The sequence below is a fragment of the Geomonas sp. Red32 genome (genome assembly GCF_023652955.1).
Lineage (GTDB): Bacteria > Desulfobacterota > Desulfuromonadia > Geobacterales > Geobacteraceae > Geomonas.
On sequence record NZ_JAKLOY010000007.1, the window covers coordinates 118,986 to 132,038 of the forward strand.

A 13,053-nucleotide genomic window follows, 5' to 3' on the forward strand; every position below is an offset into this window, starting at 1 on the left:
GACAAACAAAACCTAATCAAGATGACCGCAGGGAGTCAGGCAACGAGGCCGGCCGGGGCCATGCCCTCGCCGGCTTTGCCGTATCTGCCCCCTGCATTTCCAAAGGAGTGAATCGTGCTGATAGTGATGCGCAAGGGAGCGGACACCGAAGCTCAGGAGAAGATCAAGGCTTATCTCATCGAACGCGGGTATGACATTCATCAGTCTACCGGCGCCAACCGGGTCATCATCGGTGTCATCGGCGACACGGAGAACCTGCCTGAGGCCGACATCCAGGCGTTCCCGGGTGTGCTCCAGGTGGTAAGGATCGCCAAGGAAGAATAAATGCGCCGTCTGAACATAAAAGGATACCTCCCCCAGTCGCTCATGGGGGCGTCCCACACTTTCGAGGATAAACGGGGCTCCTACCTGGCCGCCGCCCGTGAATTTCTGGAGCATTTCCGGGAGGAGTCCAAGCGCGAGCACCGGGAGGGGGAGAGCGGCAAGGACGTGGTGGAATCCATCACCGCCATGACCGACGACCTCGTCACCACCCTCTTCACCGCCCTTTCCGACGACCTGCACATCGGGAAGGTGGGGGAGCTCGCCCTGGTGGCGGTGGGGGGCTATGGCCGCAGGGAATTGAACCCCTACTCCGACCTCGACCTGATGTTCCTTTATTCCGGCAAGGACGTCAAAAGGGTGGAGGAGATCGCCAACCGCCTGCTGTACTTCCTGTGGGACCTGAGGCTGGATGTCGGCTACTCGGTGAGAAACCTCACCGACTGCGTCGAGATGGCCAACAACGACACCACGGTGAAGACCGCCCTCTTGGACGCACGTCTTTTAACCGGGAGCCAGCCGCTTTTCGCCGAGCTGAAGAAGGTCATGGTGAGCCAGGTGCTCGCCAAGAGAAGCGATGCCTTCATCACGGAGAAGGTCGAGGAGCTCAAGAAAAGGCGGGAGAAGTACGGCTCCAGCGTCTACATCCTGGAACCCAACCTGAAGGAAGGGGAGGGGTGCCTGCGCGACCTCCACTCCGCCATGTGGATCGCCAAGATCAAGTACAAGGTGGACGAGCCGCGCGAGCTGATCACCAAAGGGGTCCTTTCCGAGGAGGAGCTGAAGGTCTACTACGACTCGCTTAGCTACATCTGGCGGATCCGCAACGAGCTCCACTACGCGGCCGGCAGGAAGAACGACCAGCTCACCTTCGATAACCAGATCTCCGTGGCCCGCTTCTTCGGCTACCATGACAAGGATAAGACGCTGGCGGTCGAGCAGTTCATGCAGGACTTCTACCTGCACGCCAACCACGTCGAGCATTTCTGCTCCCTTTTGATCACCAAGTGCAGCCGGCGCGAAGACAGCAAGAGCAAGATCCTCGGCTACTTCACCCGCCGTCCGGTGGGAGACGGGTTCTACGTGATGCGGGGCGAGCTGGTGGTGCCTGACGAATCGGTCATCGAGAAGGACCCCGTCCGGCTCGTCAAGATATTCGAGTACGCCCAGAAGCACGGGGTGAACCTCAACATCAACACCAAGCGGCTGATCCGCGAGAATCTCGACCTCGTCAACGACAAGGTCCGCCGCTCGAAAGAGGCCAATGCCTCCTTCGTCAACATCCTGCAGTCCGAGAAGCTGGTGGCCGAGACCCTCCAGCAGATGCATCACCTCGGCTTTTTGAACCGGTTCATCCCCGAGTTCGAGAGGATCTACTGCAAGGTCCAGCACGACGTCTACCATATCTACACGGTCGACACCCACACCCTCTTCGCCGTCGAGGAGATCACCAAGCTGTGGCGGGGGGATCACCGGGACGACCTTCCGCTCCTGACCCAGCTCTCCCTGGAGATCGACAAGCGCTACCTGCTCCTTCTGGCCGTCATGCTGCACGACATCGGGAAGGGGTCCGGGGGCGGCCACGCCGAGATCGGCGCCGAGCTTTCCAAGACCATCGCCCGCCGGCTGGGGCTCATCAAAGAGGACAGCGAGAGGCTGCAGTTCCTGGTCCGCCACCACCTCCTCATGGCCCACATCGCCCAGCGCCGCGACCTGCACGACGAGCGGATGATCATCCAGTTCGCCCGCCAGATGGAGAAGAGCGAGAATCTGAAGATGCTCTACCTCCTGACCTACGCCGACATCAAGGCGGTGGGGCCCGACGTCTGGACCGAGTGGAAGGCGCTGTTGCTCCAGGAGCTCTACGAGAAGGCCTTCGCCGTGCTCGAGCGGGGCGACTTCAAGCTGGAGGCCTCCGGCGACCGGGTGAAGCGGGTGAAGCGGGCGGTCTTCGACCTTCTGGCCGACGATTTCCCGCACCAGCTCATCAAGGACGAGCTGCAGTCGCTCTCCACCCGTCATCTCCTCTCCTACAAGCCGGACATCATTGCCGGGCATCTGCGGATCCTGCTGACCCTGCGCGGCGAGCAGCTCTTGCAGGTCAAGATTGCCCACGAGGTCTCCAGCGGGTACACGACCTGCACGGTCTGCACCTACGACGTCCCGGGCCTCTTCTCGATGATCACCGGGGTGATGGCCGCCAACGGCATGAACATCCTCGGGGCGCAGATCCACACCAACACCAACGAAAAGGTACTGGACATCCTCCAGGTCAACTCTCCGCAGGGATTCGTCATCACCGAGGAGAGCCGCTGGGCGCGCTTCGAATCCGACCTGACCCAGGTACTGCAGGGGAATGTGCGGGTGGGGGCGCTGGTCGCCAAACGCCACCGGCCGAGCATCCTCACCGGGAAGGCCAAGCCGACCCAGCCGGCCCGGGTGGAGATCGACAACGAGGTATCGACCGACTACTCGGTCATCGACATCTACGCCCACGACAAGGTGGGCCTCCTCTACAACATCACCAGTACCCTGACCCGGTTGGGGCTCTACATCGGCGTCTCCAAGATCTCCACCAAGGTCGACCAGGTTGCCGACACCTTCTACGTCAAGGACATCTTCGGGCAGAAGATCACCGATCCGGGCAAGCTCGAGGAGATCCGCCGCGAGCTTTTAGCCGCCATCGACAAGGACTAGTGGACTCTTTTGTCGACCTCTTTCTAAGTTACCTCCTGGTTGAGAAGGGGGCCGCCGCCAACACGGTGGCCTCCTACGGCCGGGACCTGGCCCGCTACCTCCGCTTTCTGGGGGAGGGGAAGGGGCCCGGCGGTGTCACCCCCACCGATATCGCCTCCTACCTCGCCCGCCTGAATGACGAGGGAATCGCCCCCCGCAGCCGTGCCCGCGCGCTCTCCGCCCTCCGGATGTTCCACCGCTTTCTGGTCACCGAAGGGTACTGCGATACCAATCCGACCTCCATCATCGAGGCCCCGAAGGGGGTACACAAGCTCCCCATCGTGCTGAGCGGCCGGGAGGTGGAGGCGCTCCTCTCTTCGCCTTTGGATACGGGCGCGGGGGAGTTGCGGGACAAGGCGATGCTGGAGCTTCTCTACGCGACAGGGCTCAGGGTCTCCGAGCTGGTGGGGTTGAAACTCTCCGAGGTGAACCTCTCGGCCGGATACCTCATGACCATCGGCAAGGGTGACAAGGAGAGACTGGTTCCCCTGGGGGAAAGCGCCTGCCGGGCGGTCAGCCGTTATCTCGTGGAGGCGCGCGAAGATCTCCTGAAGGAGGGGGCATCGACGCTTTTGTTTCTGACCCGGCTGGGCGACGGGATGACCCGGCAGTCCTTCTGGAACATCATCAAGAAGAGGGCGCTGCAGGCCGGTATCCTAAAGAACATCTCCCCCCATACCTTGCGGCACTCGTTCGCCACCCATCTTCTGGAAAACGGAGCCGACCTGAGAAGCGTGCAGATCATGTTAGGGCACGCCGACCTCTCCTCGACCCAGATTTACACCCATGTGACCCGCGAAAGGCTGAAGCGCCTCCACGCCGATTTCCATCCGCGCGGATGATAAGCTAAGCGAACGCCCGGTTAAGCTATTGCGGACCTCACTTAAGCAAAAGCAGGGTCGCTCATTTTAATAGAAGGTCGTTTTTAAAAAAAAGCAGACCGTCTTTAAATAAATGAAGGCGTCTTTAAGTAAAAGAGGGGCCTCCATTAACCGAAGAAGGTTTTCCCGTTAACCGAATCGGGCGGCAGGGGACATTTGAAGCGGTGCGTTGATTAATAGTTGGGCATCTTTTCGGCGTCAACCCTGTTGCGAAAGGTAAACCGCTGCCCGAGTAACCAAGAGGCGGGATGCGCGAGGTGAAAATCGCCGTTACGCCACGACGAGGTGCTCTGTTTTTACTTAACCACGACCGTCTTTTACGTAACCGAGACCGTCTTTAAGCAAAAGCAGAGCGCATATTAGAAAAAGACGGTCTTACATTGGAAAGCGCATACCATCTTTAACGTTCGCGCCCTTGCTCCCTTCCTTCGCTCCGGAGGGAAGAGTAAAACGGCGCGCAGAGGGGCAGGGGGTATTTCGCCTTCAAGGGTTGACCTTCACCCCCATTCCCTGCTAGATAGGTAGGGTCATTTTTATTGCAATGCAATTGCAATGCACTTCCCAAGCTAAAGAGGAACTTTCGATGAAGTACGTGGTACTGCTCGGCGACGGCATGTCGGATCAGCACATAGCAGCCCTTGACGGGAAAACTCCGCTGCAGGCGGCGAAAACCCCCAACATGGATTACCTTGCCAAGCGCGGCGTCCTCGGCCTGGCCAAGACGGTACCGGCCGGTTACCCGCCGGGGAGCGACGTGGCCAACCTCTCCATGTTCGGGTACAACCCGGCCTCCTGCTACACCGGCCGTTCTCCGCTCGAGGCGGCCAGCATGGGAGTCTCCCTCGGTCCCGACGACGTCGCCTTCCGCCTCAACCTGGTCTCCCTCGAGGCCCGCGGCGGCCGTCTCATCATGGAAGATTACTCCGCCGGCCACATCACCACCGCCGACGGCCGCGAACTGGTGGAGGACCTCCAGCGCCAGCTCGGCAACGACGAGTTCTCCTTTCATCCCGGCGTGAGCTACCGTCACCTCATGGTCTGGCATGGCGGCAAAGAGCAGATCAAGGCGACTCCGCCCCACGACATCACCGGCCAGGATATTCTCGGTTACCTCCCGAGCGGGGAGGGGGCCGACAAGCTCATCTACCTGATGAACTGCTCGCAGATGATCTTCAACAACCATCCCCAGTACAAGCGGCGGGCCGCCAAGGGCGAGCTTCCGGCCAACTCCATGTGGCTGTGGGGGCAGGGAAAAGCCCCGGCCATGGATCGTTTCGCCGGCAAGTTCGGGCTGACCGGGGCGGTCATATCCGCCGTCGACCTGATCAAGGGGATCGGGGTCTACGCCGGGCTCGACATCGTCAACGTCCCCGGCGCCACCGGCTACCTCGATACCAACTTCCAGGGTAAGGCCGAGGCCGCCGTCGCCGCGCTGAAGGATCACGACTACGTCTTCGTACACGTGGAGGCGCCTGACGAGGCTTCCCACTCGGGCAACCTGGCCGACAAGATCAAGGCCATCGAGTGCTTCGACGAGCTGATTGTTGGCCCGGTCCTCGAGGGGCTCAAGCAGTACGGGGAATATCGCGTCCTCTGCGCCCCGGACCACCCGACGCCGGTCTCCCTGATGACCCACACCTCCGATCCGGTCCCGTTCGTCCTCTACAGCGGCGAGCAGGAGGCGAAGCCGGGCGTGGAAGGGTACAGCGAGACCTCTGCCGCCGCCACCGGTGTGGTGGTGCAGGAGGGGTACCGCCTGATGGAGATGCTGCTTAAGAAATAACCCCGGCTACACCTTCTGGACAGAAAAAGGGCCCGGCAAAAAATTGCCGGGCCCTTTTCGTTGGTGCGGCCCCTGCCCAAAATTCTGCCCAGCACCGATCGCTCCCCACCCTGAACCTCTCCCGGAGGGAGAGGGGATTGCAGGCGTAGCGGGTCGAAAATACTGGGCCGGGGAAAAGGGGCGGAAGGTCAGTCGTCTCCGTTCTCGGCGAGGCGGGGATCCTTGCAGATGGCTATCAGCGCCTCCAGGGCGTTGGTGATGGTCAGAATACCGACCAGCTTCTTGTCGTCCACCACCAGCACCCCGTTGAGTTTGCGGTCGTGCAGAAGGGCCGCCGCCTCGGTCAGGTCGGTGTCCGGGGTGACCATGAACGGCTTGGGGTTCATGGCCTTGGTGACGGGAGTCTTGCTCAGGATGTAGTGGAGCTCCCAGGTGTCGAGGGCGGTTGCCTTGCTGGGGGTGAAATCCTTCACCATCGCCTCGGTCAGGATCCCTGCGATCTTTCCTTTCTTCATCACCGGCAGCCGCCTGATCTTCTTCTCCTTCATGAGGTGCATCGCCTCGATGACGGTGGCGTCCGCCTCGATGACGATCGGGTTGGTGGTCATCCAGCGCTTCACTTTGGTCATGAATCCCTCCTCGGCCCGCGTGGCCGTGTTCGCATCGTTAATTACCGCCGGTTGCGCCTGTCTGGGCGCCCGATCACATCCCCAAAAACGCCTTCCGCACGTGCGGGTCGTTGAGGAGATCCTCCCCCTTGCCCGTGAGCACGACCCGTCCCGTTTCCAGTACGTAGCCGCGGTGCGCGATCCGCAGCGACTGGTAGACGTTCTGTTCCACCAGCAGTATGGTCATCCCCTGGCGGTTGATCTCGGTGATGATCTCGAAGATGTTGCCGACCAGCAGGGGGGAGAGTCCCAGGGAGGGCTCGTCGAGGAGCAGAACCTTGGGATTGGTCATGAGCCCACGGGCGATGGCGAGCATCTGCTGCTCTCCGCCCGACATGGTCCCCCCGAGCTGCTTCTCGCGCTCCTTGAGGCGGGGGAAGAGGTTGAAGACCCGCTCGATGTTTTCCTCCCGGTTGGCCCTGGCGCTTTTTATGAAGGAGCCCATCCGCAGGTTCTCGCGTACCGTCATCTCGGGAAAGATCTTCCTTCCTTCCGGCACCTGCACGATTCCCCGTTCGACCACCTGGTGCGATTCGAGCTTGTTGATCTCCTCTCCCTGCAAGGTGATGGTGCCGGAATTGGGGCGCACCAGGCGCGAGATGTTCTTGAGCATGGTGGACTTGCCGGCCCCGTTGGAGCCGACCACCGTCACGATCTCTCCCTGGTGGACCTCGAGATCGATGTCCCAGAGGACCTTGAGGTCGTCGTAGCTGAAGTTGAGTTTTTCGATTTTGAGCATGTATTCCTCGTTACCAGTACTCCCCCTCCCGGCGAGGGAGGGGGGAACGCCCCTCCCCTTGCAGGGGAGGGAGAGCTGTCGAAGGGGGATCCGGCTAGGTGTGGCTCTCGCCCAGGTAGGCGTCGATCACCTGCTGGTTGGTCACCACCTCTTCCGGCGTACCCTCGGTCAGCTTCTCCCCGGAGGTCAAGACCACGATCCGGTCGGAAATCCTCATGATCGCTTTCATGTCGTGCTCGATCACCATCTGGGTGACCCCGCGCTTTTTGATGTCCAGGATCAGGTTGATGATCTCCTCGCTCTCGGCCTGGTTGAGCCCCCCCATCACCTCGTCCAGCAGCAAAAGCTCCGGCGTGGTGGCGAGCACGCGGGCCATCTCCAGCTTCTTCCTCTCGCCGATCGGCAGCCCGCCGGCCAGAAAGCCCGCCTTGTGCTCCATCCGGACCACGTGGAGCTGCTCCATGGCGATCTCCCGGGCCGCCTTCAGGGAACTCGTCCGGCAAAGCGCCCCTACCATCACGTTGTCGAGTACGGTCATCTTGGCCAGCGGGCGGACCTTCTGCCAGGTGCGGGCCATGCCGAGCTTGCAGACCCGGTCGGGCTGCAGCCCGTTCATCCGGTTACCCTTGAAGATGACGTCCCCGCGCGACGGGGGATAGTAGCCGGTGATGCAGTTGAAGAGGGTGGTCTTGCCCGCGCCGTTGGGGCCGATCAGTCCCATGATCGAGCCCTGGGCGACCTCGAACGATACGTCGGAGTTGGCCGCCAGCCCGCCGAAGAATTTGCTTACGTGTTTGATCTCGAGAATAGCCATCAGGCCCGCCCCCCTTTCCTCTTGGATACCAGCTTCTTCGCGAAGCCGAGCACCCCGTCAGGCATGAACAGGATTACCACCACCACCAGGATGCCGTAGATGAGCGCGTGGGCGTGGGCCAGGTTCTCCTTGAGAAAGTTGCCGACCGGGGAGCTCTCCGAGACGATGCCCGTCTCGAAGATTGCGCTCGCTATCAGGTTGCTCCGGAGCCCCTCCGAAAGCGGGACCAGCACCAGGGAGCCGACCACCGGGCCGTAGATGGTGCCGATACCGCCGATGATGCAGATCAGCACGATCTGCACCGAGATGTCCAGGCCGAGCACGGTCGGGGGATCGACGAAGCCGACGTAGATGGCGTAGAAGCTTCCGGCCAGCGAGGTCAAAACCGCCGACAAACCGAGGGCCAGGTTCTTGTAGAGGCTCAGGTTGATGCCGAGGGAATGGGCCGCGTCCTGGTCCTCGCGGATGGCCTGAAAGTAGTAGCCGAGCTTGGAGTGCTGCACCGCGACGGTAACCACCACGGTCAGCACCACGAGGCCGAGTCCGATGTAGTAAAAGGGGACCTTGGTGGAGAAGTCGGTGATCACCGTGCCGCCGATGGAGAAGGGGGGGAGGTCGGTGGCGAGGATCCCCTCGGCGCCGTTGGTGATCTCCTTGAGGTTCATCGCGGAAAGGCGCAGGATCTCTGCCACGGCGATCGAGGCGAGGACGAAGTAGGGGCCGCGCAACCGGAAGCAGATGGAGCCGACGACGAGACCTACCACGAGGGCCACCCCCATGCCGGCCAGGGCGCCGTACCAGGGGGCGATCTGGAAGTGCTGCAACAGGATCATGGTGGTGTAGGCGCCGGCCCCGAAGTAGGCGGCATGGCCGACGGAATACTGTCCCGTGTAGCCGCCGATCAGGTTCCAGCTCTGCCCCATGATGGTGCTCAGAAAGAGCAGGATCATGAGGTGCAGCGTGTAGGGGCTCGACACCACGCTGGGGACCGAGGCGAGGGCCAGCAGCGCCAGGAGGGACAGTACGGTGCCGGTGGTGATGAAGCTCCCCCCGGCGGCCTTGTTTTCTTTTGTGTTTATTGCCATTTCACTGGTTCCCATGAATTATTTGGCACCCCTACGCGCGGGATTTACCCAGCAGGCCGGAGGGCTTGAAGACGAGCACCAGCAGGAAGAGGACGAAGACGACCACGTCCTTCCAGCCGCTGGAGATGTAGACCGCACCCATCGACTCGGCGACCCCGATCAGGATCCCGCCGAGGGTGGCGCCGAGGATGCTCCCCATTCCCCCAAGGACCGTGATGACGAAGGCCTTCAGGGTGAAGGTGCTTCCGATCTGGGGGAAGATGTAGTAGGTCGGCGAAATCAGGGCGCCGGCGGTGCCGGCCAGCGAGGAGCCCAGGCCGAAGGCGATGATCGACATCCTCTTCACGTTGATCCCCATCAATTGGGCGGCGTCCCGGTCCTGGGCGGTGGCGCGGATGGCCTGGCCGGTGTCGGTCTTCATGAAGAACCAGTAGAGGAGGGCGGTAATGCCCGCGGTGATCACGAAGGAGATGGCGAGAGGCTGCGAGATGGAGATGTGGAACAGCCTGAAGCTGCTCGAAGAGTAGCTGGTGGTGAGGATCTGGTAGTCGGAGGTGAAGATGAGCATCATGGTGTTGCTCATGATGAGCCCCAGCCCGATGGTCAAAAGGATCTGGTTCTGGGGAAGCGCGTTCAGGACCCTGTTGATGAAGACCTTTTGCAGCAGGGCTCCGAACAGGAACATGATCGGGATGGTGATGGCCACCGATACGAAGGGGTCGATCCCCGCCAGCGTGAAAAGGTTGTAGGTGAGGTACATCCCGATCATCATGATGTCGCCGTGCGCGAAGTTGATGATCCGCATGACGCCGAAGATGATGGTGAGCCCGATGCCGATCAGGGCGTAGACGCCGCCGATCAGCAGGCCGCTTATGAGCGATTGGGAAAAGACAAGCATGGGAAACTCCGAATGTCCCGCGCACTGCGCAGACAAGACGTCCTCCCCCTGTCCGCTCCCCCTTGGCCTGCGGCCGGCCGGGATGGCCGGGAGGGGGGGGAACCGGGGGCCCCGCCTGACCCGCGCGCCGGACCGATGCCGGCGCGCGGGGGGCGGGGATTGGTGGTTACTTGAAGCCGGGGAAGGGGTAGATCAGCTTCCTGGTGGCCCACTTCTTCGGGTACACGGTCTCGTAGACGCCGTTTTGGATCTGTTCGACCAGCATCTGGTGGTTGTTCTGGTTGGTGAAACCGGCGTAATCCGCGAATTTCACCTCGCCCATGATGCCGTTCCACTTCCCTGCCTTGAGGCCGGCGCGGGTTTTCTCGCGGTTGCCGGCATTTTTGGCTGCGGTCTCGGCCATGATCATCATCGACTCGTAGGCGCAGGCGGCGTGGTAGGTCGGCTCCTTGCCGAACTTGGCCTTATAGCGCTTGCCGAAGTCGTGGGCCCCCGGCCAGCTGACGTCCTCGGTCCACTGGGTGCTGGAGAGGACGTAGTTGGAGATCTGCTTCTCCTTGGCGAACTGGACGGTGGTGAAGCCGGCGCCCCCGCCGAGGAATGCCTGCGGCTTCAGCCCGATCTCGTGGGCCTGGCGCATGAGCAGGATGGCGTCCGCCACGTAGGAGACCATGAAGACCAGGTCCGGCTTTTTCGCCTTGATCTTGGTGAGGGTGGAGCGGTAGTCGGGGGAGCCTTTCGAGTACGACTCGTCGGCCACGATGGCGATCCCCTTCTTCTGGGCGTACGCTTTCGCGCTCTGGCTGGTCGAGGTCCCGAAGTCGGTGTTCTCGTAGATGAAGGCGATGGTCTTCGGCTTGCCGGCGGTCAGGGCGGCATCGATCAGCACCGAGGCGTAGACGTCGGCCGGGGCGTTCATCCGGAAGACCCACATGTACCCCTGCCGGGTGATCTCCTCTTTGGCGGCGGCCGGGATCAGCACGGGAACCTTGTACCTCTGGGCGAGCTTGGCCACCGCGTTCGAGCAGGCCGAGGTGTAGGGCCCGACCACGCCGGCCACGTTGTCGCGGGTGGCGAGCTTTTCCATGGCGCTCATGGCGATCTGCGGTTTGCCGGTGTCGTCCTCCCACACCAGGTCCACGTTGACCCCTTTCTTCTTGAGGTCCTCCTGGGCCATTTTGATCCCGTTGGTGAGGTTCTCGCCGATCGGTGCTTCCGGGCCGGTGATCGAGTTGATGACCCCGATTTTCACGCTGGCTCCGAAGGCGGCCACCGGCGCCGCCATGAGGAGCGCAAGACCCAGAGCGACAAAACGTTTTTTCATACTCCCTCCTTGTTGATGGTGATATGCCGCGGGTGAAAGCTGCCTGTTTTAACTGGTAAAACCGTCTTGGTGCGTTTTCACGGACGGCAGGGGGGCTGAGGCGGACGCCGTTTGCCGGAGAATGCTAAAACGATTTTCTATCTGCCGGTTAGAAGCAAATAAGATGCCGGTCGCTTCCGGGAGCGGGCTTTCGGGGGGGGGCGGGGGGGGCGGCGATGGCTAACCTGCCGTTTCCACGCAGGCGTGGCCGCCGGGGGGGGAGTGGCGGGGAGACCATCGGGAAAGGATGGTGCCGTGGGAAAGGGAAGGGGGAGGCCGATGGAAAGGGAGCGATGGCGGAAATCCGCCACCGCGTGAGGCGGATTTCCGCCACCGGGGGGCGGCGGTTAGCGGAGGGGGAGGGCGTTATGAGGGGGACAGGCCGTACTTTTCCATTTTATAACGGAGGGTGCCGCGGGGGATCTTCAGAATGCTCGCCGTCTGCTGGACATTCCCGCCGCTTCTGCCGAGCGCCTCTTCGATGACCGACTTCTCGTAGCTCGAGATGGCCTCTTCCAGCCCCATTCCGGGAGGGAGGGGGGCGGGGGCGGCGGAGGGGGGCTGGGGAGGCACCGCACCGCTTATCTCCGGGGGGAGGTGTTCCGGCCGCAGCATGGGGCCCTTGTGCATGATGCAGATCCTTTCGATCACGTTTCTCAGTTCGCGGATGTTCCCCGGCCAGGGATAGTTTCTCATCAGCCGGGCGGCCTCGTCCGAGACCCCGCCGAAGTCGCGCCCGAAGGAGCGGGAGAACTCGTCGAGGAAGTAGGCGGCCAGGGCGTCGACGTCCTCGGTCCGCTCCCTAAGCGGCGGTAGGTGGATCGGGAAGACGTTGAGGCGGTAGAAGAGGTCCTCCCGGAAGCTCCCCTCGGCGATCCGTTTCTGCAGGTTACGGTTGGTGGCGGCGATGACCCGCACGTCGATGGGGATGTTCTTCACCCCCCCCACCCGGCGGACCGTTCTCTCCTGGAGGACCCTGAGGAGTTTGGCCTGCATGGCCATGTCCATCTCGCCGATCTCGTCGAGGAAGACGGTTCCCCGGTCGGCCTCCTCGAAAAGCCCCTTCTTGCGGCCGGTGGCCCCGGTGAAGGACCCCTTCTCGTGCCCGAAGAGCTCGCTCTCCAGCAAGGTGGCGGGTACCGATGCGCAGTTGATGGCGATGAAGGGGGCCTCGGTGCGGTCGGAGAGGTTGTGGATGGCCCGGGCGACCAGTTCCTTGCCGGTGCCGGATTCGCCGGTGATGAGGGCGGTGGAGGGGATGCGGGCGATCTCCCGCACCAGGGCGGCCACCCTCAGGAAGGGGGCGCTTTTCCCGATGAAGGGGGAGCTGCCCGGCAGCATCCCGTCGGCCCTCTTGAGCTTGCGCACCTCCCTTTTCAAGGTCTGCGTCTTCAGGGCGAGCTTCACGATGAGCCTCAGGGCGTCCGCCTTGAACGGCTTTTTCATGTAGTGGAAGGCGCCGAGCTTGAGCGACTCCACCGCGGTCTCCACCGAGCCGTAACCCGTGATGATGATGACGAGCAGTTCGGGGTCCAGCTCCTTCAGGGTCTTCAGGACCTCGATGCCGTTCTCGGTACCGAGGTTGAGATCGAGCAGGGCCAGGTCGATCTCCTCGGAGGCGACCAGGTCGCGGGCGGCGCTCCCGGTGGCCGCGCTCAGCACCTCGAACCCCTCGTCGCTCAGGACCCGCTGCACGTTTTCGCAGATGAAGGCCTCGTCGTCGATGATCAGGATTTTTTCCATCTAGATAGTTCCTTTTCCGATT

The 13,053-nt window shown here is 62.2% G+C and carries 11 protein-coding genes; 4 read left to right on the top strand and 7 right to left on the bottom strand.

The window, feature by feature from the left end; all coding sequences use genetic code 11:
• The first annotated feature begins 114 nt into the window (after window positions 1–114).
• From L4X63_RS17620 to L4X63_RS17635, 4 genes are all read left to right on the top strand, one after another.
• Window positions 115–324, top strand: coding sequence for a hypothetical protein (locus tag L4X63_RS17620; protein WP_250679966.1), 210 nt, complete (start codon window positions 115–117; stop codon window positions 322–324).
• Complete coding sequence (glnD, locus tag L4X63_RS17625) at window positions 325–3,018, top strand: [protein-PII] uridylyltransferase (RefSeq protein WP_250679967.1); 2,694 nt, start codon at window positions 325–327, stop codon at window positions 3,016–3,018. It begins immediately after the preceding gene.
• Window positions 3,018–3,899, top strand: coding sequence for a site-specific tyrosine recombinase XerD (gene xerD, locus L4X63_RS17630; protein ID WP_250679968.1), 882 nt, complete (start codon window positions 3,018–3,020; stop codon window positions 3,897–3,899). Before glnD ends, xerD begins: the two co-directional genes overlap by 1 nt.
• Before the next feature lie 622 nt (window positions 3,900–4,521).
• A complete protein-coding gene (locus tag L4X63_RS17635; RefSeq protein ID WP_250679969.1) occupies window positions 4,522–5,721 on the top strand; it encodes a cofactor-independent phosphoglycerate mutase in 1,200 nt (399 codons plus the stop codon).
• Between the two features lie 188 nt (window positions 5,722–5,909).
• On the opposite strand, the gene L4X63_RS17640 is transcribed toward L4X63_RS17635, so the two are convergent.
• The 7 genes from L4X63_RS17640 to L4X63_RS17670 form a co-directional block, all read right to left on the bottom strand.
• Window positions 5,910–6,350 carry a CBS domain-containing protein gene (locus L4X63_RS17640; protein WP_250679970.1) on the bottom strand — a complete coding sequence of 147 codons (441 nt, stop codon included), beginning with the start codon at window positions 6,348–6,350 and terminating at the stop codon, window positions 5,910–5,912.
• Window positions 6,351–6,423: 73 nt separating this feature from the next.
• Window positions 6,424–7,128: an ABC transporter ATP-binding protein gene (locus tag L4X63_RS17645; protein WP_250679971.1), complete on the bottom strand. Its 705-nt coding sequence runs from the start codon at window positions 7,126–7,128 to the stop codon at window positions 6,424–6,426.
• Window positions 7,129–7,222: 94 nt separating this feature from the next.
• Window positions 7,223–7,942 carry an ABC transporter ATP-binding protein gene (locus L4X63_RS17650; protein WP_250679972.1) on the bottom strand — a complete coding sequence of 240 codons (720 nt, stop codon included), beginning with the start codon at window positions 7,940–7,942 and terminating at the stop codon, window positions 7,223–7,225.
• The gene (locus L4X63_RS17655) at window positions 7,942–9,027 is read right to left on the bottom strand and encodes a branched-chain amino acid ABC transporter permease (RefSeq protein ID WP_250679973.1); all 1,086 of its coding nucleotides are present in this window, start codon (window positions 9,025–9,027) and stop codon (window positions 7,942–7,944) included. Before L4X63_RS17655 ends, L4X63_RS17650 begins: the two co-directional genes overlap by 1 nt.
• Before the next feature lie 31 nt (window positions 9,028–9,058).
• A complete protein-coding gene (locus tag L4X63_RS17660; RefSeq protein ID WP_250679974.1) occupies window positions 9,059–9,925 on the bottom strand; it encodes a branched-chain amino acid ABC transporter permease in 867 nt (288 codons plus the stop codon).
• 166 nt (window positions 9,926–10,091) lie between these two features.
• Window positions 10,092–11,249: an ABC transporter substrate-binding protein gene (locus L4X63_RS17665; RefSeq protein WP_250679975.1), complete on the bottom strand. Its 1,158-nt coding sequence runs from the start codon at window positions 11,247–11,249 to the stop codon at window positions 10,092–10,094.
• 405 nt (window positions 11,250–11,654) lie between these two features.
• Window positions 11,655–13,031, bottom strand: coding sequence for a sigma-54-dependent transcriptional regulator (locus L4X63_RS17670; protein WP_250679976.1), 1,377 nt, complete (start codon window positions 13,029–13,031; stop codon window positions 11,655–11,657).
• Window positions 13,032–13,053: the final 22 nt, after the last annotated feature.